The following is a 25,126-nucleotide window of genomic DNA, read 5'->3' on the forward strand; positions in this document are numbered from 1 at the left end:
GTTCACTCCTCCCGCTCCATGGCCGCGCCGCCCTTGCCGTCGATCTCGCCGAAGTCGAGGCCGGGGAAGAGCACCGGGATGCCGAGTTTCACCCGGGCCTGGTAGACGTCCCCGGCCGGGCCGCACTCGACCTCGGGCCCCCACGCGCCCCCGATGTGCTCGACGGCGGCCGCCCGGCACGCCCCGTCGCCCTTGACCGCCCCCGCCCGCGCCGCCTCGTCGGCCGCGTTCCCGGCCAGGGAGAACGCGTAGCCGATCAGTACGCACTCCCACACCGCCGCCACGAGGAGCAGGATCAGCGGCACCATGCCCACGAACTCCAGGGCCACCTGCCCCCGGTCCCCGCCCCGGTACCGCCCCCGGCGCACGCGTCAGCCCTCCCGGCCGCGCCGCAGCCGGGCCACCGGGCCGGACGGCCTGACGGCCAGGGCCGAACCCGTGCCCGGCTGTGCCGGGACCGGGGCCTTGTCGGGCGACGAGAGGAGCCCCAGCTCGCCCGCCACCGCCCACAGGGCCTGCTTCACCGTCGAGCGGTTGTCGAGGTCCTGGACCCGGCCCGCGTCCACCACGGCCTGGAGTTCCTTGAAGGCGGCGGGGACCGCCGTACGGACCGGCCGGGTCTTGGTGATCTTCTCGATCAGCGAGGGCTGGATCTCGGTGTGCTTGCTCCAGCGGTTGACGACCACCGCGGTGTCCTCCGCCTTGCGCACCTGGAGCCGCTCCCACATCCGCACCATCCGCTTGGCCGCCCGTACGGACACCACGTCCGGGGTGGTGACCAGTACGGCCACGTCGGCCTGTTCCACGGCGGCGGCGTTGGCTCCGGTGACCTGGGTGCCGCAGTCGACGACGACCAGCTCGTAGCGGGCGCGCAGGGCGCCGATGACCTGGCGGGTGGCCCGTTCGTCGACCTCCTCGCCCCGCTCCCCCTCCGCCGGGGCCAGCAGCAGCGCCAGCCCGGTGCGGTCCTCGTACACGGCGTCCTGGAGGACTCGGGGGGAGATGTCCTGGATGCCGGCGAGGTCGGCGATGGAGCGGCGGAACTGCACGTCCAGGTAGGAGCCGACGTCCCCGGCCTGGAGGTCGAGGTCGACCAGGGCGGTACGCCGGCCCGAGGCGGCCGCGGCGAGGGCGAACTGGACGGCGGTGAAGGTGGTGCCGACGCCGCCCTTGGCCCCGGTGACGGTGACGACCCGGCCGCCGGGGCCGGTGAAGACCTCCGCGCCGCCGCCCAGGTGGCGGCGTACGCCGACGGCCCACAGGGCGGCGGCCTGGACGCGGGCGCTCAGCTCCTCGTACGAGAGGGGCAGGGCGATCAGGCCCCGCGCGCCGGAGTCCATGGCGGCGGAGAAGAGGCCGGGGCCGGCGTCGGAGGAGAGCAGGACCACGCCCACGGCCGGGAAGCGGAGGGCAACTTCGCGGATGAGCTCCAGGGCGGGGACGGGGCCGATCCGCTCGTGGACGAGGACGACCTCGGGGAGTTCGTCGACGGACTCGGCGGCCATGCGGCCGAGCATGTCGAGGAGGGAGGTGGAGTCGGGGACGGGCGGGGCGGGCTCGGCGTCCGGCAGCTGGCTGAGCAGTGCGGTGATGGAGCGGGCGGCGTCCGGATCGCCGGCCGCGGGGAGGATTCGAGTGGTCATCCGCGCCTCACTTGTCCCCGTCGAGGGTGTACGTGCGGTCGGTCGGGCTGGGGGCCGATTCGGTGCCGGGGGCCACCAGGGCCAGCCGGACGTGCTCCGCGAAGGACTCGGCGTAGGCGACGCGCTGGGTGTCCTTCGTGTTCAGGGCGAAGGTGATCGGGACCGCCTCGGCGGGGCCCTTGCGGTCGCTTTCCTTGTCGAGGGCGGTGAGCTTGCCGACGCCGAGGACGCGGGCGTTGGCGACGATGATCACCGAGCGGGAGGGGTCGGTCTCCTTGGCGCCCTTGAAGGTGGCGATGATGTTGACCTTCGCCCCCGAGGTGATCTTGCCGGCCACGCCGGTGGCCGCGTCGATCATGATGGCGATCTCCTGCTCACCGGCCTGGAGCTGCGGCTTGTCGACGAACATGTCGCTCTGGAGCAGGGAGCCCTTCTTCAGGGTGGTGAGCGCGATCTTGCCCTGGAGCGCGCCGAGGTCGTCGACGGCCGTGTCCGACAGCCACCGCTTGGGGACCTTCACCTCTTCGAACTGGCCGGCCGTCAGGGCGCTGTACGGTGCGATGTCGCCCTTCACGCGGTACGCGACGACCTCGGCGCCGACCTTGGAGTTGACGTCGCCGATCACGACGAGGACCCCGGCGAAGGCGGCGAGTGCGCACAGGACCGACAGGAGCAGCAGGATGACGCCGCGGCGCTGGCGTGAGTTCATTGGCCGTACTACCTCGCCGTTCTACGTTCGTTCGGGCGGTCAGGATCCGGATCCGGTGCGGGCGGCGGGCACCTCGGGCGGGGGTGCGGCCAGGGGGGCGGCGCAGAAGCCGCAGCGGTCGCCGATGAGCTCGAAACCGCACCAGCCGCACTCCTCCCGGCGCACCGAGGAGACCAGCTGGTAGAGCACGGAGACGTCGGGGATGGCCGCGGCGAACTCGATGAGCTTCGGGGTGGCCCACCAGCGGGCGGAGTCGGCGGGCAGCGGGTTCTCCATCACGCCCTGCACCTGCCAGGCGGGGGCCAGTTCGGCCGCCACCCAGTCGGAGGACAGCTGGCCGCGCGCGAAGGTGAGGTGGGTGGCGAAGGCCGGCCCGGGCGGGATGACCCCGGTGGCGGCGGTGCCGAGCCGGGCCAGGTGCGGCGACGGGTGGGCGAGTACGGCGAACTGGGCGCTGGGAGACCAGGAGCGGGCGTGCGCCTTGAGGCCGACCGGGATCCGGTCGAGCTTGGCGACGGAGCCCAGCAGGGCGCCCGCGTGGATGTAGTGGGACAGCAGCCGGGCGGCGGAGGCGATCACGCCGGGGCTGAAGTCGCAGACGGTGAGCTGGCGCAGCTGACGCACCAGCACGGCGGTGCCCAGCGGCGGGAGTCCGACGTCGACGAGCGCGATCCGGTCGGTCTCCAGGACGGCCCGCACGGTGCGCACCCGCTGCACGGTGGCCGGGGGCAGCCAGGACGGTACGACGGCCACGAGGTGGCCGTGCCGTTCCAGCAGGGCGGTGGTCTCGGCGAGCGAGGCCTCCAGGCCCGCCTCGGCGGGCGGGCGCAGTACGGCGGCGCCGGGCGTGTGCCGGTCGGGGGCCGGCAGCACCAGATCGGCACTGGTGACAGCGATGGCGGTCGGCACGCGAATCCCCCCGTTCACCCTCCGCGCGGCGCCCGTTCGCCCGGCCGTCGGCCGGACTTCCGCACGCGCGCATGCTGCGCGACCGCAAACGATCGGCGCCCTTCCCCCTTGCCCGAGCACCATATCCGCGACGCCCCTGGCAGGGCAGGGGCTTGAAGATTCCCGTGCCGGAAGCACATGTCACAGGAGGCGGAAAACCCGGACAACAGGGATCGGGAGCTGATGCATTTCAAGCCACATTGCAAACACTCTTGACACCGGGATTGGTCTGGACCAACTTGGCTGGCGCCGGCTTTCGATCCCGGGGACCCCACTCCCCCTCACGGTTCCCCCCTTCCGCTTCTCCCCTTACTCCCCCCACGGAGCCCACGTGAACCGCATACGCTCCCTCGCCCTGCCCCTCGCCGCCACCCTCGCCGCCGGCGGCCTCACCGCCCTCGCGGCGGGCCCCGCCCAGGCCGCCGACGTCAACGTCGTCCGCAACGGCGGCTTCGAGTCGGGCCTCGCCAACTGGTCATGCTCGAACGGCAGCGGCGCTTCCGTCTCCGCCCCCGTCCACACCGGGGCGGGCGCCCTGAAGGCGACCCCGGCGGGCTCGGACAACGCCCGCTGCGCCCAGACCGTCACGGTCAAGCCGAATTCCACGTACACGCTCAGCGCCCAGGTGCAGGGCTCGTACGTCTACCTGGGCGCGAGCGGCACCGGCACCCAGGACGTCTCCACCTGGACGCCGGGCTCGGGCGGCGGCTGGCAGAAGCTGTCGACCACCTTCACCACCGGCCCGAACACCACCCAGGTCACCGTCTACACCCACGGCTGGTACGGCCAGCCGGCCTACACCGTCGACGAGTTCAGCGTCTTCGGCCCGGACGGAGGCGGCCCCACCGACCCCGGTCCGAGCCTGCCGGGCGCGCCCGCGGGGGCCGCCGTTTCCGGCCAGAGCCAGAACGGGCTCACCCTTTCGTGGAACGCGGTCAGCGGGGCGAGCGGCTATCACGTCTACCAGGACGGCGTGCGCGTCCAGACGGCGGCGAACACCTCCACGCCCGTCACCGGGCTCGCGCCCGGCACCTCGTACTCCTTCCAGGTGAGCGCGTACAACGCGGCCGGGGAGGGCCCCAAGTCGGCACCGGTCACCGGCACCACCACCGGGGGCGGCGGACCGAACCCGAACCCGTCGGTGCCCAAGCACGCGCTGACCGGCTACTGGCAGAACTTCAACAACGGCGCGACCGTCCAGAAGCTCTCCGACGTCTCCGCGCAGTACGACATCATCGCCGTCTCCTTCGCCGACGCCACGGCCACGCCCGGCGCCATCACCTTCAACCTCGACTCGGCCGGCCTCGGCGGCTACACCGTGGCGCAGTTCAAGGCCGACGTAGCCGCGAAGAAGGCCGCCGGAAAGTCGGTCATCCTCTCCATCGGCGGCGAGAAGGGCACGATCTCGGTCAACGACTCCGCCTCGGCGGCCAATCTGGCCAACTCCGCCTGGGCGCTGATGCAGGAGTACGGCTTCAACGGGATCGACATCGACCTGGAGAACGGCCTCAACCCGACCTACATGACGCAGGCGCTGCGCGCCCTGTCGGCGAAGGCGGGCTCCTCCCTGGTCCTGACCATGGCCCCGCAGACCATCGACATGCAGTCCACGCAGGGCGGCTACTTCAAGACGGCGCTTGCCGTGAAGGACATCCTGACGGTCGTGAACATGCAGTACTACAACAGCGGCGCGATGAACGGCTGCGACGGCAAGGTCTACTCCCAGGGCTCGGTGGACTTCCTGACGGCGCTGGCCTGCATCCAGTTGGAGGGCGGCCTCGACCCCTCGCAGGTGGGGATCGGCGTCCCGGCCTCGCCGAGCGGGGCGGGCAGCGGCTACGTCTCCCCGACCGTCGTGAACAACGCCCTGGACTGCCTGGCCAGGGGCACGGGCTGCGGGTCCTTCAAGCCGTCGAAGACCTACCCCTCGCTGCGCGGGGCGATGACCTGGTCGACCAACTGGGACGCCAAGGCGGGTAGCACCTGGTCCAACGCGGTGGGTCCGAAGGTCCACGGGCTGCCGTAGGCGGTAGAGGTGTGGGGGTGGCTGATTCGGTCCGGTGAGCCCGCCGGATACCCCCGGGGCTATTGACCGGGACATGCCACGAGAGCACGCTGTGCGCGTCCGCACGGCTACCCCCACACTCCCACCCAGGAGAACGCATGCGGCTCCACACCCGCCGGAGGGCCGCCGTCACGGCGGCCCTGCTGGCGCTCGCGCTCGGCGCACCCGCCTACGGCCTGAGCGCGACGGCAGCACCCCCGCCCACCCCGTCCACGGCGACGCAGGACGAGGCGATCGCCCAGTACGAGATCCAGGGCCCCTCCACGGCAGCCGAACGCACGGCCCTGCTGCGCACCGGGGCCTCGATCGACGAGGTGGACGCCCGCTCGGTCGTCGTCAGCGCCGACCCCATGCAGGCCAAGAGCCTGCGCGCGCTGGGGTACGCGCTCACCCCGCTGCCCGGCCCGCCGGACCGCAGCGAGCGCGGCGTCGCGGCGGCCCCGATGGACTTCCCCTCGGCCGACTCCAGGTACCACAACTACGCCGAGGCGAACGCGGAGATCGACCAGCGCATCGCCCAGTACCCCGGGATCATGAGCAAGCGGGTCATCGGGAAGTCGTACCAGGGCCGCGACCTCATCGCCATCAAGATCAGCGACAACGTCGGCACGGACGAGGCCGAACCCGAGGTGCTCTTCACGGCCCACCAGCACGCCCGCGAGCACCTCACCGTGGAAATGGCCCTGTACCTGCTCAAGGAGTTCGGCTCCAAGTACGGCAGCGAGAGCCGGATCACGAACATGGTCGACCAGCGGGAGATCTGGATCGTCCCCGACCTCAACCCGGACGGCGGCGAGTACGACATCGCCACCGGCTCCTACCGGTCCTGGCGCAAGAACCGCCAGCCCAACAGCGGCTCCTCGTACGTGGGCACCGACGAGAACCGCAACTGGAACTACAAGTGGGGCTGCTGCGGCGGCTCCAGCAGCAGCAAGAGCTCCGAGACCTACCGCGGGCCGGCCGCCGAGTCCGCACCCGAGGTCAAGGTGGTCTCCGACTTCGTCCGCAGCCGGGTGGTCGGCGGCAAGCAGCAGATCACGGCCGCCATCGACTTCCACACGTACAGCGAACTGGTGCTGTGGCCGTTCGGCTACACGTACAACGACACCGCGCCGGGCCTGACGGCCGACGACCTCGCCGCGTACAAGAAGATCGGCACGAACATGGCCGCGAGCAACGGCTACACGCCCGAACAGTCGAGCGACCTGTACATCACCGACGGCACCATCGACGACTGGCTGTGGGGCAACCAGAAGATCTTCGCCTACACCTTCGAGATGTACCCGGCGAACGGCGGCGGCGGCTTCTACCCGCCCGACGAGGTCATCGACCGCGAGACGGCGCGCAACAAGGAAGCGGTGCTCCAGCTCCTGGAGAACGCGGACTGCATGTACCGCTCCATCGGCAAGGAAGCCCAGTACTGCGCCTAGCCGGCGCGCACGCCGGGCCGGGGCGCCCCACCGCCAGGGGGGCGCCCCCTTCGCCCGCGGCTCAGCCGAGTACGGCGAGGGCGTCGATCTCGATCACCAGACCGGCGGGCAGGCCGACGTACACCGTGGTGCGCGCGGAGGGGACCTTGACGCCCTGCTCGTCGAAGTAGGCGTTGTAGATCTCGTTCATCTCGGCGAAGTGGCCGGTGTCGGTCAGGTACACGCGGATCATCACCACGTCGTCCCAGCTCGCGCCGCCGGCCTCCAGTACGGAGCGGACGTTCTCCAGCGTCTGGAGGGTCTGCTCGCGCAGCGTCGGCCCGGCGGTGGTGGGCGGCTGCCCCTCGACGTGCGGCAGGTAGCCGACCTGGCCGGCCACCTGGAGGATGTTGCCCTTGCGGACGCCGTGCGAGAACTTCGCGGGCGGGGCGGGGTGGGAGTCGGGGGTGACGGCGGTCTTCTCGCTCACGGAGGGGTCCTCTGCGGTCGTATCGGTACGGGGGTGATTCCCCCCGCTGATGGTGTCAGCGGGGCGGCCCCCGCGTGCTCCCTGTTCGACCGGTTCGCGAGGACGGGCTACCGCTGCGCGGGCTTGCTCCCCGCCCCTCCCTTCGCCCGTTCCCCGGGGCTCCGCCCCAGACCCCTTCCTGGGGGCTCCGCCCCCGCACCCCCGCGCCTCAAACGCCGGCGGGGCTGGAAATTCGCTGCGCGAATCCAGCCCGCGCTGCGTTTGAGCGCACCGGGCGCGGAGCGCACGGTATCGGGGTCCGGGGCGGAGCCCCGGGGAACGGTGGAAGGGCGGGTAGGGGACGGCCCCGCGCAGCGGACGCCGCACCGCCCGGCGGAACCGGGGCCGCGTTGACCCTCGTCCCCCCGGGTGTTAGACCACAGGCACACCGCACAGCGCATCCGCACCACCCCAGGAGGACCCCATGGCCAGCGACGCAGTCCGACGGCTCGCCGACGAACCGGTCGACCACCGGTTCAAGGGCCTGCCCCCGGACGCCCAGCCGGCGGGCCTCACCGTCGGAGAGCTGGCCGCGCAGGGGCGGGACCTCTACACCGGCGGGTTCACCACCCCCGTCCTCACCCTCGACGCCGACGCGCTCGCGCACAACCTCACCGTGCTCGGCGAGTACTCCGCCCGCCACGGCCTCGCCTTCGCGCCCCACGGCAAGACCTGCATGGCCCCGCAGCTCTTCGAGCGCCAGCTCGCGCACGGCGCCTGGGGCATCACCGCCGCCGTGCCCCACCAGGCCCGCGTCTACCGCGCCTTCGGGATCCCGCGCATCTTCCTCGCCAACGAGCTCGTCGACCCCGCCGCCCTGCGCTGGGTCGCCGCCGAGCTCGTCGCCGACCCCGGATTCCGGTTCGTCTGCTACGTCGACTCCGTACGCGGGGTCCGGCTCATGGACCGGGCCCTCCAGGGCCGCGGCGCCGTACTCGACGTGGTCGTCGAACTCGGGGCCGGCGAGGGGGCGCGCACGGGGGCCCGTACCGACGAGGACTGCCGGGCCGTCGCCGACGCCGTCGCCGCCACCGACACCCTGCGCCTCGTCGGCATCGCCGGCTACGAGGCCGAGGTGCCCGACGCCGACCCGGAGAAGGTGCACGCCTGGCTGCGCCGGCTCACCGGGCTCGCCGCCGAGTTCGACAAGGCCGGGCGGTTCGGCCCCGACGTCGAGGAGATCGTCGTCAGCGCCGGCGGCTCCGCCTGGTTCGACGCCGTCGCCGACGTGTTCGGGGAACTGCCCGAGCTGTCCCGGCCCGTACTGAAACTGCTGCGCTCCGGGGCGTACGTCTCCCACGACCACGGCTGGTACGGCCGCCTGACCCCCTTCAACCGGGTCCCGGAGGAAGGCGGACTGCGCCCCGCCTTCCGGCTCTGGACGCAGGTCGTCTCCCGCCCCTCCCCCACCCAGGCCTTCGTCAACGCCGGCAAGCGCGACATCGCCTACGACCTCGGGCTGCCCGAGGCCGAGCTGGTCCGCGACGCCCTCGACGGCACCGAGCGGCCCGCCACCGGCATCCGCGTCGTCAAGCTCTCCGACCAGCACGCCTGGCTGGAGACCGGCTCCGCCGAGGACGTACAGGTCGGCGACTGGGTGGCGCTCGGCATGTCGCACCCCTGCACCATCTTCGAGAAGTGGCCGCTGATCCCGGTCGTGGAAGCCGACGGCACGGTCACCGAGTACGTCCGGACGTTCTTCTAGCCGTGGACCTCGTCATCCGGGGCGCCCGTGTCGTCGACGGCACGGGCGGGCCCTCGTACACCGCGGACGTCGCCGTGCACGAGGGCCGGATCGCCGCCATCGGCAGGATCCCGGCCGGCGGACGGCGGACCGTCGACGCCCACGGGCTGGCCCTGGCCCCCGGGTTCGTGGACATGCACGCCCACAGCGACCTCGCACTGCTCCGCGACCCGGACCACACCGCCAAGGCCGCCCAGGGCGTCACCCTCGAAGTCCTCGGCCAGGACGGCCTGTCCTACGCGCCCGCCGACGCACGCACCCTGGTCGGCGTACGGACCGCCATCGCCGGCTGGAACGGCCCCGGGGACGACGTCGACTTCGACTGGCGGACCGTCGGCGAGTACCTCGACCGGCTCGACCGCGCCCACGGCGGACGCGGCATCGCCGTCAACGCCGCCTACCTCGTGCCCCAGGGCACCGTCCGCGCGTACGCCCTCGGCTGGGACGACCGCCCCGCCACCCCGGCCGAACTCGACCGGATGCGGCAGCTCGTCGCCGAAGGGCTGGAACAGGGCGCCGTCGGCATGTCGTCCGGCCTCACCTACACCCCCGGCATGTACGCCACCGGCGCCGAACTCACCGAACTGTGCAAGGTGGTGGCCCGGTACGGCGGCTACTACTGCCCGCACCACCGCTCGTACGGGCGCGGCGCGCTCGCCGCCTACACCGAGATGCTCACCCTGACCCGCGAGGCCGGCTGCGCCCTGCACCTGGCGCACGCCACCATGAACTTCCGGGAGAACGAGGGCCGGGCCCCCGAACTGCTGGCCCTGCTGGACGCGGCCCTCGCCGACGGCGCCGACGTCACCCTCGACAGCTACCCGTACACCCCCGGCTGCACCACCCTCGCCGCACTGCTCCCCGGCTGGGCCCACGAGGGCGGCCCCGAGGCCCTGCTGGCGCGGCTGCGCGACGAGGACACCGCCGCCCGGATCCGGTGGGCGCTGGAGGTGGAGGGCTCCGACGGCTGCCACGGGGTGCCGGTGGACTGGGCGGCCGTCGAGGTCTCCGGGACGAACGACCCCGCGTACGGCGGCCACGTCGGCACGCGCCTCGACGGCTGGGAGACCGCGCGGCGGCTGCTGATCGGCGACCGGCTCGGGCCGACCGTCCTCCAGCACGTCGGCCACGAGGAGAACGTCCGGGCGATCATGCGCCACCCCGTCCACACCGGCGGCTCCGACGGCATCCTGCACGGCGCGAAGCCGCACCCGCGCGCGTACGGCACCTTCCCGCACTACCTCGGCCGCTACGTGCGCGAGTTGGGCGTGCTGTCCCTGGAGGAGTGCGTGGCCCACCTGTCGGGCCGCCCGGCGGCACGGCTGCGGCTGCCCGACCGGGGGCTGGTCCGCGAGGGCCTCCGCGCCGACCTGGTCCTCTTCGACCCGGACACCGTCGCGGCCGGGTCCACGTACGAGCGGCCGCGCGCGCTGCCGACGGGGATCCCGTACGTACTGGTCGACGGACGGTTCGTCATGCGGGACGGGAAGCGGACGGACGTCCTCGCCGGCCGGGCGGTCCGCAGAACCCCCTTCACGGGGTAGGACTTTGGCCCCCTCGGGCGTTCACGGCCTGCACATACGATGAACTGCATGGCCGTCTTCCTCCTCCCCGCCCTCCTCTTCCTCGCCTTCTGCGTGAGCGCCTTCAAGGACCGCCGGCGCTTCAGCAACGCGGTACTGCTCGGCCTGACCTGCATCACGCTGTTGGCGGCGCTGCTCTTCAAGGTGGCGTCCCTGCCTCCGTGGGCGGCCCTGACGATCTTCGCCCTGGCCTTCGCCGGGCCCGTGCTCGGCACGATGGCGATCGGCGGCTTCCTGATCGCCAACGGGGTCACGATGATCCGCAAGGAGGGGCGCCGCCCGGCCAACCTGCTGTCGATGCTGGCGGGGCTCGGCATCTTCGGGATGATCGCGCTGCTGATCGCCGTCCCGATGTTCCACTCCACCGTCCTGACCGGCATGGCCACGACGCTGACCCTGGTCGTCGGCTACGTCGCCTTCATCTTCCTCTGCTTCCTCGGGTACGCCTTCCTCTACGGCCGGATCAAGGTGCGCGGGGACGTCGACCACGTGGTCATGCTGGGCTCCGGCCTGATCGGCGGGGACCGGGTGCCGCCGCTGCTGGCCTCGCGGCTGCGCAAGGGGAAGCAGATCTACGAGGCCCAGCTCGCCCGCGGCTCGCGCCCGCCGGTGCTGCTCACCTCGGGCGGCAAGGGCTCCGACGAGAGGGTCTCCGAGGCGCGGGCCATGGCCGACTGGCTGATCGCGGAGGGCGTCCCGGCGGAGCACGTGAAGCTGGAGGAGAACTCCGCGACGACCGAGGAGAACATGCTCTTCTCGAAGGGCATCATGCTGGCGGACGAGCCGGGCTACCGGTGCGTGGTCGTCACCAACAACTTCCACGCCTTCCGGGCCGCGATGCTGGCCCGCAAGACGGGGGTCAACGGGCAGGTGGTCGGCTCGCCGACGGCCCGCTACTTCCTGCCGAGCGCCACGCTGCGCGAGTTCGTCGCGGTGTTCTGGGAGCACCGGGTGGTGAACCTGTCGATCTGTGGCGCGCTGGTCGCGATCGGCGCCCTGGCCACCCTGGCGGCCGTGCTCTAGGCAACGTCGTGCGGGGGTGCCGGGACGCCCCCCTTGGTCGTCACGGCACCCCCTGCTCGCGGGTCCCCCGCGGTTGGGGCCTCGGTTTCCGGTTACAGCTTCTGCCAGAGCGCCGGGACCACCGACGGCTCCCAGCCCGTCTGGGCCTGGTGGCCCTGGAGGCAGCGGTAGCCCGCGCCGCCGTACGTGACCGTGTCCCCGGCGGCGTAGACGGTGCCGGCCTTCCAGGTGCCGCCGGGCTGCGGGTCCTCGGGGCCGGGGCCGGGGCCCGGGTCGGAGCCGGTGACCTTGAGGGCCAGCCCGTACGCGGACAGGATCGGGTTCAGCGGCTGGAAGAAGGTGGTGCCGCCGCCGGTGCAGTCGCCGGAGCCGCCCGAGGTCACGCCCTGGGCCTGGCTGCCGGAGATGTAGGAGCCCCCGGAATCGCCGGGCTCGGCGCAGACCGTGGTGCGGGTGACGCCCGAGATGGTGCCCTCGGGGTAGGTGACGCTGGTGTTGTGCTGCTGGACGGTTCCGCAGTGCCAGCCGGTGGTGGACCCGGAGCGGCAGACGGAGGAGCCGACGGGCTGCAGGACGGAGCCGGTGACCTGGACGTTCGCCCCGCCGCTGCCCTTGACGTACGGGGTGGCGGTCCAGTTGGCGTCGGCGGCGACCCAGGCCATGTCGTTGCCCGGGAAGACGGACGCCTGGAACGAGCCCTGCGCGACCTGGTTGAAGCCGCTGGTGCTGGTGCCGGCGCGGCCGCAGTGGCCGGCGGTGGCGAAGCCCTGCGTGGTGCCCCTGGTGACCGGGAAGCCGACGGAGCAGCGGCCCCGGCCGTTCATGTAGTACGCGTCCCCGCCGCGCAGGTCGTACAGCGGGCGCGGGGCCTTCTCGGCGGCGGTGCGCACGACCGTGGCGAGGGCGGGGTCGGTGCCGGTGGCGGCCAGCAGCGCGGCGGCCGCGCCGGGCCGGGTCTCCTCGACGACGAGGGCGTTGCCGCGCGGGTCGACGTAGCGGACGGGCGTCTCGGCGGTGGCGGCCCGGTCCAGGCGGGCCTTCGCGGAGTCCAGGTCGGCCAGGGAGCGGGCGACCAGCTTCGGCTTCGCCCCGGCCGCGCGTATCGCGGCGGCGTCGGCGGCGCGGGTGGTGGCCACGGTCAGGGTGGCGGAGTCGGCCCCCTCGACCCAGGCGCCCGCGAAGGCGGCGCCGAGCCGGGCGTTCAGCCGGGCGGCGGTGGCTCCCGCCTCGGCCTCGTGGGCCAGCCGGTCCTTGGCCTGCGTGGGGGTCAGGCCGAGGTCGCGCTGGAGGGCGGTGAGCAGCTCGGCGGGTGCGTCGCCGGGGCGCAGGGTGGCCGTCGCGGACTTCTGCGGGGCGGCCGGGTCCGCGGTGGGGGTGGCGGCCCCGGCGGCGGTGGTGCCGGCCAGCAGCAGCCCGGCGGCGGCCAGGGCGGTACACGCCGCGCGGGCGTGTCGCTTGAGCATGGTGGATCTCCTCGGTTCAGTGGGGGTCACCGAAACCGTAGGAATCCGAACCGGCTTGCGGGAGCTCCCGGTTGGCCCCTCCCCCGGTGTTATGGCCGGCCGTCCCCGGCACCCGAGGTGCGTTCATGGGGCGGGGGCCGCAGGATGGGGGCCTGGGGGGGCACGGTAGGAGGTATCCGATGGACAGTGAACCCAACGAGCAGCCCACCCGGTCGGACCGGCTCTTCACGGGTGGAGAGCGCGCGTACGACCCCGAGGACCTGGTGATGGCGACCGGCCACGACCCGACTCCGGAGCGGGTCGAAGCGGCGCGGAAGCTGATCGAGAAGGAGGGCCCGCAGGTCATCGAGCGCTACCTCCCGTAGCGCCCGCCCGGCCGAAGGCTGCCGAACCCCCACGACCCCGGGGCCGCCCCCGGGGCCGCGGCGCGCCCCCTCCAGCCCCGCCGGCGTCGAGGCGCGGGGTCCTCGGCGACCGCCCGGTTCTTCGTCAACACCGCCGACGACCCGGCGCCGGACCACACCGCCCCGGCCCCGGCCGGGTGGGGCTACGCCTCTTCGGGACGGTGAGCGGCGGTCAGGACGTGGTGGACTCCATCGCCGCCGTCCGCACCGGTCGCGCGGGCGGGCACGGTGACGTCCCGCTGGTCCCGGTGGTGATCGGGAGGGCGACGGCCGGCTGGGTGACGGCCCCCGCCGACCTGGCCAGCGCGTCCGCGTGCGCGGACCGGGCGTGCGCCAGTACGCCCGGCGCCCGGGTCGCGGCCGGCGCCGCCGGGTGCCAGCCCAGCAGGTGCCGCCAGACGAGGGGGCTCCCGGCGAGCGGCCGGGCCACCACGCCGGGGGTGGCGGGGAACGTGGCCCGGCACAGCCCGACGGCGCGGCCGACCTGGACCAGGTGCACGCAGGAGGCGGTGTCGGTCTCGTAGACGCAGGCGGGGGTGAACCCGGCGCGGACGCAGGCCGCGGCGAAGCAGTCCCCGAAGCACCCGTCTCCCGGTACGTCGGTCCACGCCTCGGCGGCCAGCTCCGCCAGCTCGATCCGCGCCCGGTGGGCGAGCGGGTGGTCCTCGGCCAGCATCACGTGGACCGGGTCCCGGGCCACCTCCAGCCAGGCGAGCCGCCCGGGCTCGGGCGGGGCGCTCTCGCCGCAGGCCCCGACCAGCGCGAAGTCCAGCCGGCCCGCGGCCACGCCCTGGGCGATCTCCCGTTCCGACCAGGACGTGTACGTGGTCACGGGCATCCCGGGCTCCTGGTGGGCGATCCGGTCGACGAGCCCGCCGAGCAGCGGCCCGTGGGTGCCGCCGAGCCGGTAGCCGGCCGCACCGCTCCGGGCGAAGCGCAGCGCCTCCTCCTGGAGCTCGGACAGCGCGGGAAGCAGTACCCGGGCCCGCTCCAGCACCAGCTCGCCGAGCGCGGTGGTCCGTACGCCGTCCCGGCCGCGTGCGAAGAGTTCGCCGCCCAGGGCCCGCTCGATCCGCTTGAGCTGGCCGCTCAGGGCGGGTTGCGCGAGCCCGAGGGCGGTGGCGGCGCGGGTCAGGCTGCCCGCGTCGGCGACGGCCCTGACGATCTTGAGGTGCCTCAGCTCCAGATCCATGCCCCGAGCTTGGTCCAGACCTGCGAGCGTGCGCTACGGGTCCGGCGCATCCAGAATCGGTAAAGGCTCGTTAGCGCTCCGGGGGACGCCCTACGGAGGTCAGATGAACAGTGTTGCCGCGCCGCCAGCCCCGGTCACCCCGGTCTCCCCGGTCGACTGGGACCACCCGACGGACCCGCGCCCCGGGCCGCGGCTCGACCACGTACGGACCTACGTGGCGAGCGGCGGCACCGACGGCCACCTGTGGCACGGGGTCCCGACCCTGCTCCTGACCACCCTCGACCGCGCCACGGGCCGGGCGGTGCGCACGCCGCTGGTCTACGCCGAGGACGAGGGCCGGTACCTGGTCGTCGCCGCCGGCTCGGGCGGGCCCCGCCACCCCGCCTGGTACGACAACCTGACCGCACACTCCCAGGTCCGCCTCCAGGTGGGCCCCCGGACCATCACGGCGTGGGCGCGCACGGCGGACGAGGTGGAGCGGGAGACGTACTGGGAGGCCCTGACGGCACTGTGGCCGCCCTTGGAGGAGTACCAGGCGCTCGCGTGGCCCCGGGAGCTCCCGCTGGTCATCGTGGAGGGGTGACGGGCAGCCCCGGCCCTCCGCGGCGGCGAATCGATCCGCCGCCGGCCCCCTCGCGCCGGACCTGCTGCCGGACGGCTTCGAGCGGCTCCGCGGACGGGGCCGGACCTCGGCCCGGCAGGTCCTACGCGGCGGGCTGCTCGGCCGGGGCGGCGACGGCGGTGTAGGTGCGGCCGGCGACGGTGTACTCGCCGAGCGGGGTCATGCCGAAGGCGTCGACGTGCACCCGCCAGGAGGGGGCGTTGCCCGCCTCGATGAAGGCGACCAGCACCTCGGCGCGCCCCGCCGAGGCCTCGACCGCCATGCCGAACAGGCCCCGGGCCACGCCGTGCCCGCGGAAGGCGGCGTCGACCACGACCGGCCCGTACAGCAGCCACGGCACCTCGCTCAGCGGCCGGCCCCTCCAGGTGAGGGCCGACTGGGCGCGCAGCAGCCCGCGGACCGCCTCCGGCGGGGCGGCCATGTCCTCCGCGACCGACAGCGCGAGCAGCCCGGCGATCCGCCCGTGCCCGGCGTCGGCCACGAGCAGCTCCCCGTCCCGGGCCATACCGCGCAGGGTGTCGATGCCGAAGGCACCCTGTACGAAGCCCTGCGCGGCCCGCTGCTCCTCGGTGAGGGCGTCGTGGTGGTTGGCGGCGAACAGCCGGGCCATGGCGGGCGCGTCGGCCTCGGCGGCGTATCGGAAGCGCATGCGGCGATGCTGTCACGCACACCCCGCCCCGTCCCCCGCCGACAGGCTCGGGATGTCACCTCACGCGTGGTCGTACACCGTCACGGCCACGTCCCGCGCGCAGAGCGCCTCGGTGATCAGCGGTTCGACACGGGACCACTTGCCGCCGGCGAGCCCGCACCCGATGCGGGGCATGTGGACGCTCGCCCCCAGCTCCAGGGCGTGGGCCGCCAGCGCGCCGAGACAGCGCTCGACGGCGTCGTAGCGGATGGGCGGGCCGCCGCTGCCGGTGCGTATCCCGCGCTGGCCCACCATGTTGGCCACCCACACGTCGGGCTTCACCCGCACCACCTGCACGGCGCCGAGCCCGAAGTCGTTGCCGCTGCGCCCGCGGTGCCAGGCCCTGAACGCGGCTTCCGGCTCGGGCCAGCGCCGGGAGAGGGCGACCACGAAGCCCTTCCCCCAGCCGCCTATGTCGTTGCAGACGTGCGCGATCAGCTTGGGGCCCTTGGCCTGCGGACTCGTCGCGTCCCCGGAAATGATCGTGAGCGGCTTCATGCACCCACGGTAGGCGGCGGCACTGACAACGGCCCCGGCCCGGCTCAGCGGTTGGTGTTCAGGAAGCCGATGACGACCGCGCCCCACCAGCAGGCCTGGGAGACCAGGGCGGTGGTGCCGCCCCAGAGGAGGAGGCCGCGGCCGACTTCGCCCGTGGCGGCTTCGAGGCGGCGGCCCAGGAGGCCCGCCTGGAGACCGTTGACGGTCAGCAGGGCGACCAGGCCGATCTTGGCGAGGGTCAGCGGGGAGCTCAGGTCGGGGTGAAGCATCAGGCCGCTCACCACGAGGCCGCCGAGGCCGGCCCAGATCGGGACGTGGAGGCGGGAGGTCGCGGTGACGACCTCCGCCAGGCCGCAGCGGCCGGTGGCCCACAGCAGGCCGTAGTAGTCGGCGGACAGCACCGCGCCGAAGCCCAGCACCAGCGAGGCCAGGTGCGCGAACAGCGCGGCGGAGTGCATGGCCGCGTCGGCCTGCACGTGGAGCGAGCACCACAGGCCCGCCGCCAGGACGACCAGTGCGCAGAGGGCCCCCGCCGCCACGGTCCACCACGAGTCGTACAGGCGGACGGGGCGGGGGGAGAGTCTGGCTGCCGGGGAGGACATGGGCGGGCTCCGGGATGAGGGGCGCCGCTCCGTCGGCCGCGCCAAAGCAAGGTAAGGCTCACCTAAAGACCCTCTGCCGTCAATCCGGGTCCACGGGCCGGAACCGTGACCCCGGACACAGGCCCGGCCGGGCCCCGGAAGCCGCTCAGGGCGGCTCGGGCGCGTATCGACGCGCCGCTTCAGCCGCTTGGCGACGGCGCGGCTCCAGGTGCCGGGCATCTCCGGCGCGGGGGGGCGGACTCGGGGCGATCCGGCGCCCCCGCCCGGGGTGACGAGCGCAACACATGGGGCGGAGGGCTCCGGCCCGTTCATCCGATCCGCAGGCGGGACGGGGGCCGGGCCGCCGTTTCAAAGGGTGGACGGGGGCGCCACCCCTACATCGCGCGAAATGGGACATATCGCTCGGTGGATTTCCGCCGGAACGGTCGAGCGGGCGGGCGGACGTGCCCGTAAGCTCCCGTCATGCAGGTGATCCAGTCAACGAAACTCGCCAATGTCTGCTACGAGATCCGCGGACCCGTCCTCGAAGAGGCGATGCGGCTCGAAGCGGCAGGTCATCGCATCCTCAAGCTGAACACCGGCAACCCCGCGGCCTTCGGCTTCGAGTGCCCGCCGGAGATCCTCGAGGACATGCTCCGCAACCTGGGCAACGCCCACGGCTACGGGGACGCGAAGGGCCTGCTGTCGGCGCGGCGCGCGGTCATGCAGCACTACCAGACCAAGGGCATCCACCTGGACGTCGAGGACATCTACCTCGGCAACGGCGTCTCCGAGCTGATCCAGATGTCGATGCAGGCGCTGCTGGACGACGGCGACGAGGTGCTGGTCCCCGCCCCGGACTACCCGCTGTGGACCGCGTCGGTCTCCCTGGCCGGCGGCACCGCCGTTCACTACCGCTGCGACGAGCAGTCCGACTGGATGCCCGACCTCGCCGACATCGAGCGCAAGGTCACCGACCGCACGCGCGCGATCGTGATCATCAACCCGAACAACCCGACCGGCGCCGTCTACGACGACGAGATGCTGCGGGGCCTGACGGACATCGCCCGCCGGCACAACCTGGTGGTCTGCTCCGACGAGATCTACGACCGGATCCTCTACGACGGCACCACGCACACGAACACCGCCGCGATCGCCCCGGACCTGCTGACGCTCACGTTCAACGGCCTGTCCAAGAACTACCGGGTCGCCGGCTACCGGGCGGGCTGGATGGCGGTCTGCGGGCCGAAGAAGCACGCCTCGTCGTACATCGAGGGCCTGACGATCCTGGCCAACATGCGCCTGTGCGCGAACATGCCCTCGCAGCACGCCGTGGCCACGGCGCTGGGCGGGCGGCAGTCGATCGCCGACCTGGTGCTGCCGGGCGGGCGGCTGCTGGAGCAGCGCGACACGGCGTACGACCTGCTGACGCAGATCCCGGGCATCACGTGCGTGAAGCCGAAGGGCGCGCTGTACCTGTTCCCGAAGCTGGACCCGGCGGTCTACAAGGTCAAGGACGACCGGCAGATGGTCCTCGACCTGCTGCGGGCCGAGAAGATCATGGTGGTGCACGGCACGGGCTTCAACTGGCCCGAGCCCGACCACTTCCGCATCGTGACCCTGCCCAACGCGAAGGACCTCGCGGACGCCGTGACCCGGATCGGCCGCTTCCTGGACGGGTACGGGCAGCCGTAGGGCCGCTCGGTCCCCTCCACTCCCACTCGCGGTTCCGCTCCCGGTTGCGCTCTCCCGCTCCCGGTTCCGCTCCCGGTTGCGCTCTCCCGCTCCCGGTTCCGCTCCCGGTTCCACTCCCGCTCTACCAAGATTCAGCTCAACCTTAGACCGGTTCCAATGTAGGATGGCCTCCTGACCACGCAGGAGGCCTCCTCATGTACGAACCGAGCCGCCCCAAGTCGGTCGTCCACCGGATGGACGCCGGCCGCACCGACACCGTCGCGTACCCGCAGAGCAGCCGGGGCGAAGCCCTCGACATCCAGCTCGCCGGTCACCTCGCCGCGCTGCTCGCCGTCACCGACGAGCTCGGCCTCGACGACGATGCCGTACGCATCGCCGCCCAGGTGACCCGCCTGCGCGGGTCGAACCCCGCCCGCGTCGCCCACCCCGCCCTGGCCGACGGCGCCGACGCCCGCACCCTCCACCGCCGCGCCCGCGACCTGGCCGCCCGCGCCCTGCTCGTCGCCGCGTCCCGCGCCGACACCGCCGCGGCGATCCTCGCGGCCCAGCGCATGGACGCCCACACCGCCGCCCTCGAAGCCCCCGACCGGGCCGGCGCCCACTGACCGGCCCCGGTCCGGGACCGCGCAGGCTCCGGACCGGGCGCCATGGCTTCGCTCGGGAGGGCGGGGTTCCGGTGCGGGTTCTCCGCTCGGGCCCGCTACCTCCCCCTCGACCCCCCGGGCCCGGGCGGTGGTTGCCCACCCGCCTCCCTGGATGCGGGCCGGTGGGGTGGGGAGCGGTAGTCCCTGGGGCGGTGTCAGGGTTGGTTTGGGGGTTTCCCGTCAGTCCCATCGTCCTTCCGTGTCGTGCCGGTCCCTCAAGGGCGCTCCTTCGTCGCGTCGCTACGCGATGGCCTTCGGCCACCCTTGACCGACCGACCCGCCCCGGAAAGCCGAAAGACTGCCGGGAAGCCCCCAAAAGAACGGTCACCGGGCAGGAGGAGAGGAACGGGTCTCTCAGCGATGAGACGAGGGGCCGGGCGTCGGCCCGCCTGGCATCCGGGCCCGCTCATGCCCAAGCGGAGCGCCCAGGCGCAGCAGATCGCTACGCGCTCCTCTGATCTCGGCGGCTGACAGCCGTCTGTGGCTGGTCCAGGGCGGGTTCGACGTTGGTGGCGGCGGTGGTGAACTCGCGGCCCGAGGCGTTGCGGATGTAGGCGAGCTCCATCCAGCGCTCGATGCCGGTGTCCGAGACGTTCTCGTTGATCACGGCCATGAGGACGCCTTCGGTGCCGGAGGCGATGTCGCGGACGCGTCGGCGGAGGAGGCGGTGGGGGACGTACTCGTAGCACTCACTCATCGGACGCTCCCCCGAACGTGCCGAGGAAGCGCTCGCAGCCGGCTTGGGCACGGTCCAGCAGCTCCGCGCTGGGCTCGCCCAGTCCCCGAGCCCTGTGCAAGGGAGCGTCGAAGGAGCCGAACGTCGAGTTGGGCATGCAACCCCCATCGACACCAGACGTTGCCATGTCTGCACCTCTCGGTAGTCTCGTCGCCGTTTCATTTGCCACAACACCCAGGAAAGCGGCGAGAGTCGCGAACTTCCACGGCATCCATGCGGCAGGCTTGATGCAGATCCGTGCACGGAACCCAAGAGGGCCAGAGGCACAAGACGAGGTCGTATGGGATTGACAGAACGGCGCAAGACCCTGGGTTACAGTCAGGAGAAATTGGCCGAGTTGCTTGGCGTGGACCGCACAACGGTCGGACGCTGGGAGAGCGGCAAGATCGCACCGCAGCCGCATCAGCGGTCATCCTTGGCGGGCGCCCTGGAAATCAGCCTCCAAGAGCTGGAAGCCCTGCTGTCACCGTCACGAACAACAGAGCGGGGGGCTTCACCCCAAAAGTCCAGCGACCACCCGAGCGCGGGAGACCCCGACGACATGATCCGCCGCGAATTCCTCCGCATACTCACCGTCAGCGGCGCGCTGACGGTCCTTCCACTCGACGAGGCGGAGGCACTGGCCGACGGTGTACACCGGGGCAATCCAGCGGACTTCAACCGGATGAACAGCCACCTCTGGCAGGTCTACCAACTCGCCCGGTCCAAGGGAACGGTCTACCCCATCGTCCGAGACCAGTTGGCTACGTTGAACGAGGCCTTGTCTGGGGGGCGGCACGGGAACTCTCTCCCCCTGCTCAAAGCAGCGGCCGACCTCTTCCAGCTGGCCGGTGAAGTAGCCTTCGACGCCAACCGATATTCGGACGCCGCAGCCTCGTATGCCTTGGCTGCATCCGTGAGCAGGGAGGCGGGGGCGTACGACCTCTGGGCTTGTGCACTCACACGTCACGCCTACGTGGATATTTCCGAGAGTCGGTACCGCGAGGCTACCGAGATCCTGCGTGTAGCGGAACGCGTCGCCGTCCGGGGGGACACGGCGCTGTCAACGCGTCACTGGGTCGCGTCCGTCCAGGCTGAGGCACACGCCGGCATGGGAAACCTGGTGGGGTGCGAGGAGGCCCTGGCCCGGGCCGACGAAGTTCAGCACCTTGCCAACGGCAGCTCTAACGGTGGGTGGCTCCGCTTCGATGGCACACGACTCTCAGAGGAACGCGGTGCCCGATACGTGCAACTCGGCCGTTTCGACCTGGCAGAGGAGACCCTGAAAGCAGCGCTGAATCAGAGCTCACTGGCGTTCGGGCACTCCTATCGGCGAAGAGGCGCGGTGCTGGCCGACCTGGCCGTGATCGGCGCCAAACGCCGGGATCCTGACCAGGTGGTCGCATACGCGAGTGAGGCGCTGGAACTTGCCCGAGCGTCATCATCTGGGTACATCGCCCGTAGACTCCGAAGCCTGTGCGACGAGTTCGGCCCTATGAGCCGAGACCACCGCGTGGCGGGGCTGGGGGCGGAGATCGCCGGGCTGAGGACACCGTGACGAGAGGGGTTGGCATGTCGCAGACCGAAGGTGCACGACTGTTCCGGGAGGCCTGGATCGCGGGGGTGCGGCAGCACTTCCCCGGTGAGCCGAAGGCCGGCTACGTGACGCCGTGGGACGACACGCCCCAGTGGGAGCGCGAGGCCGCTGGGGCCGTATACGCACAGGTGCGCCACTTCGTCGAGATCAGCGACGCCACCACCTCACGGCTCTCCAGGGAGCAGAAGGGCCGGTTCGTCGCCACCTGCTGGACCGCTCAGATGTACCGGCACTTCGAGGACCCGAAGCCGGGTTACGTGGCCGACTGGGCGGACCTTCCGTCCTGGCAGCAGCAGACGGACGCGGACATCTTCGAGGCCATCGAGAAGGCGCTCGGCTGACCGGAGGGACCCTGCCGGGGCCGGGGAGGCGGTCGGCGGGCTGTTCCACTCCACCTGCTGAGGGGATCAGCAGGGTGTCTCACGCGGGACGAGCCGCGAGCGACCAGGCTTGACCGAGGCGGCCGATCTGGCGGCCTGCTCGATCTTCGCGCAGGAGGCGGCACGGGCTTCCTGGTCGATCCGTGGCTCGTGTTCGGCGCGCAGCCCGGTCCGGCCGTGCCCGGCATGCCGGACGGACTCGCCGAGGACATGGACCATGATGGCGAACAGGTTCCCTGACCTGCTACGTCTCCACAAGTGCCGCCGGCTGGCATTGCGGTCGGCCCGCACGGGCGAAGCCAGGTAAGACAAGAGCGTTAGCGGACGGTAATGAAACGTTAGCAGCTCGGCTTACCGTACGCCTCGGAGATCACGCACTGCCTTGCGCAGCTCGATTCCGCCGGGAATTCCATTTCCCGCTGATTGGTCAGCTCTGGGAGCCGTGAGCAGCGAGCCCGCTTCGGCGTCGTGCCCATGGACTTCCCCAACTATCGCCAAGACGTCCTGAGCCTCTTGATCGACAGGAACTCCATCTAAAAGGGTTCGAACGCCTGGGCTACGGCCGGGCTGTCCTCGTAGACGTGGTGCGCGGCGAGCTCGCGGTAGTGGGCGGCCGCATCGGCCCGGGTGGACCGGTGGCGGATCCACGGCGTGTAGGTCCTACCGGACGGGCGCGGGCCGGCCCCGGCCGCCGGTGGGGTCGACGGCCGGACCCTCCTCGCCCTCGTCCCCGTCGTCGCAGTACGGGCACCACGGCGCCAGGCGGTTGTGCGTACGGCTCATCCAGCTGATCCCGACACCCATGACCAGCACGAGGCCCAGGAAGAAGTCCGACCTGCGCGCCGCGCCGTCCATGCCGACGGCGTCGTAGAGCAGGCCGGGGCTCAGGGCCAGGAGGGTGAGCAGCGCGACCAGCAGCAGGATCCGCCGCGGCGTCGATCCGCCCGCGACGTGGCTCACCCCCAGCGCCCGGTGCGACCAGCCGGCCCGGGCCGATTCCGCCGGGTTGAGCGGCAGCTCCATGACGCACTCCGCGCCCGGAGGCCCCGACCGGTGCCGGGCCCGCATCAGATGGGGGACGAGCAGCAGGAAGTGGCTGGCGCTGCCGACCACGTAGTTCGCGTACGTCCCGTGCGTCACCGCCAGGGCGACGATCACGACGGCGACCCCGAGCGCCTCCAGCGCGTTCCCGTAGTGACGGTGCCGCAGCCTGGAGGCCCGTCTGCGCCAGGTCGTCATGGAGCGACCACCTGGACGGCCTTCTCCGCCTCGCGCGGCACGAGGCGCACGGTCAGGTCGGTCTCCATGGCCTCGGCGACCCGGTGCAGGACGTCGAGGCTCGGCAGGCTCCTGGCCGCCTCCAGCCGCGAGACGTGCGGCTGCCTCATGCCGGCCGCCTCCGCCAGCTGTCGCTGCGACCAGCCGAGTTCCATCCGCCGGTCGTACACCGCCTGGGCGATCCGGTAGGCGAGGTCCCGCTCTTCGAGCTCGTCCGACTCATTCTTCCTTGGCATACCCCCAATGGTATGTATACCTTGAGCGGGATACCAGAGGGTGCCGCATCACCCCAGCGTGAAGGCCGAGTTGGCGGCTGCCCCGCCCGACGGAGGGAAGAAAAGATGCTCGAATTCCTCGCCCGCAACACCTTCCTGCGCCCCCTGTTCGCCACCACGAGCCTCGTACTCGCGCTCGTGCTGGCGGCTTCACAGCCCGAATACCGCACGCTGTGGATCGTGTCGGCGGCCTTCGGAAGCCTCGACCTGGCCCTCCAGGGCGTCACGGCCCTGCTCGGACGGCAGAAGGCCGCCGCATGACCATCGACCTGCTCGTCATCTACACGAACCGTCTCGAAGAGTGCCGCGACTTCTACGCGGGCCTCGGCCTCGACCTCGTACCGGAACGCCACGGCAACGGCCCGGACCACTACGCCGCGACCCTCGCCGACGGCAGTGTCCTGGAGCTCTACCCCGCCACCCGCCGCCCCGAGACGGGCTACCTGCGCCTCGGCCTGACGGCACCGCCGGCCGACTCCCCGGCCCGGCACACCCTGACCGACCCCGACGGCCGCACGGTCGTCCTGACCCGGAGCGAAGCCCCATGACCACCAAACCGGCCGCAGGCCGCCGAGATCCCGGAAGCGCGTAGCGACCTGACGCGCCCGGGTGGCCCGCAAGTCGCTCTGATCGACCTCTCGTGCGGGTAGTCGCGCCCCGGCTCGGAATCTCGACTCTTGAGGGCCCGGATGCCCGGGGGCCGGCGCCCGGCCCCGCCGTCCGTCCCTGACAGGCCCGTCCCTGCTCCTCTGGACCGTGCCGTTTCTTTGGGGGTTTCCCGGCAGTCTTTCGGCTTTCCGGGGCGGGCCGGTCGGTCAAGGGTCGCCGAAGGCGATCACGAAGTGACGCGACCGCAGGGAGCGCCCTTGAGGGACCGGCACGACACGGAAGGACGATGGGACTGACGGGAAACCCCCAAACCGGCTCTGACACCGCCCAAGGGGATACCGCTCCCCGGCCCGCCCGCACCACGAGCCTCACCCCACGTCCCCCGGCTCCCCCACCACCCCCGCCACTCCGCACCACACCCCCGCCCCCGGCGCCCACACCGGGCCGACGGCCTCGGGGCGGGCCGGGGGGCCGTCCGGGGTCAGGCCCGGGAGGCGGACCAGGGTGCGGGTCTCCCGGGCGTCCGGCAGCGACGGCGGCCGGTCGCGGAACTCGACCGTGGCGACGTACGAGCCCTCGCCCCGGGCCTCCAGGACCGCCACCGCGCGCCGGCTCGGCGGGTCGATCCGGCACCCGGTGACCCGTACCTCCGGCGGCGCGGCCGCACGGCCCGCCGGGCCGGAAGGGCCGCCGCTGGCCCACACGTACAGCCCCAGGGGGGCGAAGACCAGCAGGCAGGACAGGCCCACCATGCCGACCACCCACCCCTGCCATTTCAATGCCATGCCCCGATCCTCCCGCCGCCCGCCCCCGCCCACCAGCACCGGCCAAC

The 25,126-nt window shown here is 72.4% G+C and carries 27 protein-coding genes and 2 pseudogenes; 13 read left to right on the plus strand and 16 right to left on the minus strand.

The window, feature by feature from the left end; all coding sequences use genetic code 11:
* Positions 1–2: 2 nt before the first annotated feature.
* The 4 genes from ACZ597_RS03555 to ACZ597_RS03570 are packed head-to-tail and all read right to left on the minus strand — an operon-like array spanning position 3 to position 3,261.
* A complete protein-coding gene (locus ACZ597_RS03555; RefSeq protein WP_469111362.1) occupies positions 3–368 on the minus strand; it encodes a TadE/TadG family type IV pilus assembly protein in 366 nt (121 codons plus the stop codon).
* A gap of 3 nt (positions 369–371) precedes the next feature.
* Positions 372–1,643 (minus strand): AAA family ATPase, encoded by a 1,272-nt coding sequence (locus ACZ597_RS03560; protein WP_471324363.1) that lies wholly within the window; start codon positions 1,641–1,643, stop codon positions 372–374.
* Between the two features lie 7 nt (positions 1,644–1,650).
* Positions 1,651–2,352 carry a Flp pilus assembly protein CpaB gene (gene cpaB / locus ACZ597_RS03565; protein WP_471324366.1) on the minus strand — a complete coding sequence of 234 codons (702 nt, stop codon included), beginning with the start codon at positions 2,350–2,352 and terminating at the stop codon, positions 1,651–1,653.
* A 39-nt stretch (positions 2,353–2,391) separates the two neighbouring features.
* Positions 2,392–3,261 carry a hypothetical protein gene (locus ACZ597_RS03570; RefSeq protein WP_471324369.1) on the minus strand — a complete coding sequence of 290 codons (870 nt, stop codon included), beginning with the start codon at positions 3,259–3,261 and terminating at the stop codon, positions 2,392–2,394.
* 370 nt (positions 3,262–3,631) lie between these two features.
* On the opposite strand from ACZ597_RS03570, the gene ACZ597_RS03575 reads away from it, so the two are divergent.
* Positions 3,632–5,326 (plus strand): chitinase, encoded by a 1,695-nt coding sequence (locus ACZ597_RS03575; RefSeq protein ID WP_471324372.1) that lies wholly within the window; start codon positions 3,632–3,634, stop codon positions 5,324–5,326.
* Positions 5,327–5,463: 137 nt separating this feature from the next.
* Positions 5,464–6,795: a M14 family metallopeptidase gene (locus tag ACZ597_RS03580; RefSeq protein WP_471324375.1), complete on the plus strand. Its 1,332-nt coding sequence runs from the start codon at positions 5,464–5,466 to the stop codon at positions 6,793–6,795.
* Between the two features lie 61 nt (positions 6,796–6,856).
* Here ACZ597_RS03580 and ACZ597_RS03585 read toward each other — a convergent pair whose 3' ends face one another.
* On the minus strand, positions 6,857–7,264 hold the full coding sequence (locus ACZ597_RS03585) for a RidA family protein (protein WP_471324378.1): 408 nt from the start codon (positions 7,262–7,264) through the stop codon (positions 6,857–6,859).
* A 463-nt stretch (positions 7,265–7,727) separates the two neighbouring features.
* Between ACZ597_RS03585 and ACZ597_RS03590 the strand changes: the two genes are divergently transcribed.
* Genes ACZ597_RS03590 through ACZ597_RS03600 form a run of 3 tightly spaced genes read left to right on the plus strand, consistent with a single transcriptional unit; the run spans position 7,728 to position 11,653 of the window.
* Positions 7,728–9,008 carry an alanine racemase gene (locus tag ACZ597_RS03590; RefSeq protein WP_471324381.1) on the plus strand — a complete coding sequence of 427 codons (1,281 nt, stop codon included), beginning with the start codon at positions 7,728–7,730 and terminating at the stop codon, positions 9,006–9,008.
* A 2-nt stretch (positions 9,009–9,010) separates the two neighbouring features.
* The gene (locus tag ACZ597_RS03595) at positions 9,011–10,591 is read left to right on the plus strand and encodes an N-acyl-D-amino-acid deacylase family protein (protein WP_471324384.1); all 1,581 of its coding nucleotides are present in this window, start codon (positions 9,011–9,013) and stop codon (positions 10,589–10,591) included.
* Positions 10,592–10,639: 48 nt separating this feature from the next.
* Positions 10,640–11,653, plus strand: coding sequence for a YdcF family protein (locus ACZ597_RS03600; RefSeq protein ID WP_471324386.1), 1,014 nt, complete (start codon positions 10,640–10,642; stop codon positions 11,651–11,653).
* Between the two features lie 92 nt (positions 11,654–11,745).
* On the opposite strand, the gene ACZ597_RS03605 is transcribed toward ACZ597_RS03600, so the two are convergent.
* Positions 11,746–13,116 (minus strand): carbohydrate-binding protein, encoded by a 1,371-nt coding sequence (locus ACZ597_RS03605; protein ID WP_471324389.1) that lies wholly within the window; start codon positions 13,114–13,116, stop codon positions 11,746–11,748.
* 179 nt (positions 13,117–13,295) lie between these two features.
* Here ACZ597_RS03605 and ACZ597_RS03610 point away from each other — a divergent pair, with 179 nt between their 5' ends.
* Entirely contained in the window at positions 13,296–13,481 is a 186-nt protein-coding gene (locus ACZ597_RS03610) for a hypothetical protein (protein ID WP_471324392.1), read from the plus strand.
* Positions 13,482–13,692: 211 nt separating this feature from the next.
* Here ACZ597_RS03610 and ACZ597_RS03615 read toward each other — a convergent pair whose 3' ends face one another.
* Positions 13,693–14,712, minus strand: coding sequence for a LysR family transcriptional regulator (locus ACZ597_RS03615; protein WP_471324395.1), 1,020 nt, complete (start codon positions 14,710–14,712; stop codon positions 13,693–13,695).
* A 103-nt stretch (positions 14,713–14,815) separates the two neighbouring features.
* Between ACZ597_RS03615 and ACZ597_RS03620 the strand changes: the two genes are divergently transcribed.
* Positions 14,816–15,295 (plus strand): nitroreductase/quinone reductase family protein, encoded by a 480-nt coding sequence (locus ACZ597_RS03620; protein ID WP_471324397.1) that lies wholly within the window; start codon positions 14,816–14,818, stop codon positions 15,293–15,295.
* Positions 15,296–15,416: 121 nt separating this feature from the next.
* Here ACZ597_RS03620 and ACZ597_RS03625 read toward each other — a convergent pair whose 3' ends face one another.
* Genes ACZ597_RS03625 through ACZ597_RS03635 form a run of 3 tightly spaced genes read right to left on the minus strand, consistent with a single transcriptional unit; the run spans position 15,417 to position 17,122 of the window.
* Entirely contained in the window at positions 15,417–15,983 is a 567-nt protein-coding gene (locus tag ACZ597_RS03625; RefSeq protein WP_471324400.1) for a GNAT family N-acetyltransferase, read from the minus strand.
* A 60-nt stretch (positions 15,984–16,043) separates the two neighbouring features.
* Entirely contained in the window at positions 16,044–16,520 is a 477-nt protein-coding gene (locus ACZ597_RS03630) for a macro domain-containing protein (protein ID WP_471324402.1), read from the minus strand.
* A 44-nt stretch (positions 16,521–16,564) separates the two neighbouring features.
* Entirely contained in the window at positions 16,565–17,122 is a 558-nt protein-coding gene (locus ACZ597_RS03635; protein WP_471324405.1) for a hypothetical protein, read from the minus strand.
* Positions 17,123–17,584: 462 nt separating this feature from the next.
* Between ACZ597_RS03635 and ACZ597_RS03640 the strand changes: the two genes are divergently transcribed.
* Positions 17,585–18,796, plus strand: coding sequence for a pyridoxal phosphate-dependent aminotransferase (locus ACZ597_RS03640; RefSeq protein WP_471324408.1), 1,212 nt, complete (start codon positions 17,585–17,587; stop codon positions 18,794–18,796).
* 194 nt (positions 18,797–18,990) lie between these two features.
* Positions 18,991–19,401 (plus strand): SCO4983 family protein, encoded by a 411-nt coding sequence (locus ACZ597_RS03645; protein WP_471324410.1) that lies wholly within the window; start codon positions 18,991–18,993, stop codon positions 19,399–19,401.
* A 481-nt stretch (positions 19,402–19,882) separates the two neighbouring features.
* On the opposite strand, the gene ACZ597_RS03650 is transcribed toward ACZ597_RS03645, so the two are convergent.
* A complete protein-coding gene (locus ACZ597_RS03650; protein WP_471324413.1) occupies positions 19,883–20,137 on the minus strand; it encodes a hypothetical protein in 255 nt (84 codons plus the stop codon).
* Positions 20,138–20,456: 319 nt separating this feature from the next.
* Between ACZ597_RS03650 and ACZ597_RS03655 the strand changes: the two genes are divergently transcribed.
* Positions 20,457–21,713 carry a helix-turn-helix domain-containing protein gene (locus tag ACZ597_RS03655; RefSeq protein ID WP_471324415.1) on the plus strand — a complete coding sequence of 419 codons (1,257 nt, stop codon included), beginning with the start codon at positions 20,457–20,459 and terminating at the stop codon, positions 21,711–21,713.
* Positions 21,714–21,727: 14 nt separating this feature from the next.
* Positions 21,728–22,093, plus strand: a complete 366-nt coding sequence (locus ACZ597_RS03660) for a hypothetical protein (protein ID WP_471324416.1) — start codon at positions 21,728–21,730, stop codon at positions 22,091–22,093.
* 66 nt (positions 22,094–22,159) lie between these two features.
* Here ACZ597_RS03660 and ACZ597_RS03665 read toward each other — a convergent pair.
* The 4 genes and pseudogenes from ACZ597_RS03665 to ACZ597_RS03680 form a co-directional block, all read right to left on the minus strand.
* Positions 22,160–22,366, minus strand: a pseudogene (locus ACZ597_RS03665) (type I restriction endonuclease subunit M); the annotation flags it as partial.
* A gap of 338 nt (positions 22,367–22,704) precedes the next feature.
* A pseudogene (locus ACZ597_RS03670) lies at positions 22,705–22,797 on the minus strand (nuclear transport factor 2 family protein); the annotation flags it as partial.
* Entirely contained in the window at positions 22,793–23,371 is a 579-nt protein-coding gene (locus ACZ597_RS03675; protein WP_471324418.1) for a hypothetical protein, read from the minus strand. The pseudogene ACZ597_RS03670 and the gene ACZ597_RS03675, both read right to left, overlap by 5 nt.
* Entirely contained in the window at positions 23,368–23,646 is a 279-nt protein-coding gene (locus ACZ597_RS03680) for a helix-turn-helix domain-containing protein (RefSeq protein ID WP_471324421.1), read from the minus strand. The genes ACZ597_RS03675 and ACZ597_RS03680 overlap by 4 nt, the downstream gene beginning before the upstream one ends.
* A 105-nt stretch (positions 23,647–23,751) precedes the next feature.
* Between ACZ597_RS03680 and ACZ597_RS03685 the strand changes: the two genes are divergently transcribed.
* Both ACZ597_RS03685 and ACZ597_RS03690 read left to right on the plus strand, forming a co-directional pair.
* Positions 23,752–23,946 carry a hypothetical protein gene (locus ACZ597_RS03685; RefSeq protein ID WP_471324423.1) on the plus strand — a complete coding sequence of 65 codons (195 nt, stop codon included), beginning with the start codon at positions 23,752–23,754 and terminating at the stop codon, positions 23,944–23,946.
* On the plus strand, positions 23,943–24,233 hold the full coding sequence (locus ACZ597_RS03690) for a VOC family protein (protein ID WP_471324425.1): 291 nt from the start codon (positions 23,943–23,945) through the stop codon (positions 24,231–24,233). The genes ACZ597_RS03685 and ACZ597_RS03690 overlap by 4 nt, the downstream gene beginning before the upstream one ends.
* A 429-nt stretch (positions 24,234–24,662) precedes the next feature.
* Here the strand turns inward: ACZ597_RS03690 and ACZ597_RS03695 are convergent, their stop codons facing one another.
* On the minus strand, positions 24,663–25,079 hold the full coding sequence (locus tag ACZ597_RS03695) for a hypothetical protein (RefSeq protein WP_471324428.1): 417 nt from the start codon (positions 25,077–25,079) through the stop codon (positions 24,663–24,665).
* Positions 25,080–25,126: the final 47 nt, after the last annotated feature.

It is taken from the genome of Streptomyces sp. NPDC040718 (assembly GCF_055593565.1).

Excerpts from the sequence above, each read along its gene's own strand:
- ACZ597_RS03600 (WP_471324386.1), top strand. The coding sequence starts at position 10,640 with ATGGCCGTCTTCCTCCTCCCCGCCCTCCTCTTCCTCGCCTTCTGCGTG.
- ACZ597_RS03675 (WP_471324418.1), bottom strand. The coding sequence starts at position 23,371 with ATGACGACCTGGCGCAGACGGGCCTCCAGGCTGCGGCACCGTCACTAC.
- ACZ597_RS03640 (WP_471324408.1), top strand. The coding sequence starts at position 17,585 with ATGCAGGTGATCCAGTCAACGAAACTCGCCAATGTCTGCTACGAGATC.
- ACZ597_RS03625 (WP_471324400.1), bottom strand. The coding sequence starts at position 15,983 with ATGCGCTTCCGATACGCCGCCGAGGCCGACGCGCCCGCCATGGCCCGG.
- ACZ597_RS03615 (WP_471324395.1), bottom strand. The coding sequence starts at position 14,712 with ATGGATCTGGAGCTGAGGCACCTCAAGATCGTCAGGGCCGTCGCCGAC.
- ACZ597_RS03680 (WP_471324421.1), bottom strand. The coding sequence starts at position 23,646 with ATGCCAAGGAAGAATGAGTCGGACGAGCTCGAAGAGCGGGACCTCGCC.
- ACZ597_RS03630 (WP_471324402.1), bottom strand. The coding sequence starts at position 16,520 with ATGAAGCCGCTCACGATCATTTCCGGGGACGCGACGAGTCCGCAGGCC.
- ACZ597_RS03635 (WP_471324405.1), bottom strand. The coding sequence starts at position 17,122 with ATGTCCTCCCCGGCAGCCAGACTCTCCCCCCGCCCCGTCCGCCTGTAC.
- ACZ597_RS03610 (WP_471324392.1), top strand. The coding sequence starts at position 13,296 with ATGGACAGTGAACCCAACGAGCAGCCCACCCGGTCGGACCGGCTCTTC.
- ACZ597_RS03655 (WP_471324415.1), top strand. The coding sequence starts at position 20,457 with ATGGGATTGACAGAACGGCGCAAGACCCTGGGTTACAGTCAGGAGAAA.
- ACZ597_RS03605 (WP_471324389.1), bottom strand. The coding sequence starts at position 13,116 with ATGCTCAAGCGACACGCCCGCGCGGCGTGTACCGCCCTGGCCGCCGCC.
- ACZ597_RS03590 (WP_471324381.1), top strand. The coding sequence starts at position 7,728 with ATGGCCAGCGACGCAGTCCGACGGCTCGCCGACGAACCGGTCGACCAC.
- ACZ597_RS03645 (WP_471324410.1), top strand. The coding sequence starts at position 18,991 with ATGTACGAACCGAGCCGCCCCAAGTCGGTCGTCCACCGGATGGACGCC.
- ACZ597_RS03690 (WP_471324425.1), top strand. The coding sequence starts at position 23,943 with ATGACCATCGACCTGCTCGTCATCTACACGAACCGTCTCGAAGAGTGC.
- ACZ597_RS03650 (WP_471324413.1), bottom strand. The coding sequence starts at position 20,137 with ATGAGTGAGTGCTACGAGTACGTCCCCCACCGCCTCCTCCGCCGACGC.
- ACZ597_RS03580 (WP_471324375.1), top strand. The coding sequence starts at position 5,464 with ATGCGGCTCCACACCCGCCGGAGGGCCGCCGTCACGGCGGCCCTGCTG.
- ACZ597_RS03685 (WP_471324423.1), top strand. The coding sequence starts at position 23,752 with ATGCTCGAATTCCTCGCCCGCAACACCTTCCTGCGCCCCCTGTTCGCC.
- ACZ597_RS03660 (WP_471324416.1), top strand. The coding sequence starts at position 21,728 with ATGTCGCAGACCGAAGGTGCACGACTGTTCCGGGAGGCCTGGATCGCG.
- ACZ597_RS03695 (WP_471324428.1), bottom strand. The coding sequence starts at position 25,079 with ATGGCATTGAAATGGCAGGGGTGGGTGGTCGGCATGGTGGGCCTGTCC.
- ACZ597_RS03620 (WP_471324397.1), top strand. The coding sequence starts at position 14,816 with ATGAACAGTGTTGCCGCGCCGCCAGCCCCGGTCACCCCGGTCTCCCCG.
- ACZ597_RS03560 (WP_471324363.1), bottom strand. The coding sequence starts at position 1,643 with ATGACCACTCGAATCCTCCCCGCGGCCGGCGATCCGGACGCCGCCCGC.
- cpaB (WP_471324366.1), bottom strand. The coding sequence starts at position 2,352 with ATGAACTCACGCCAGCGCCGCGGCGTCATCCTGCTGCTCCTGTCGGTC.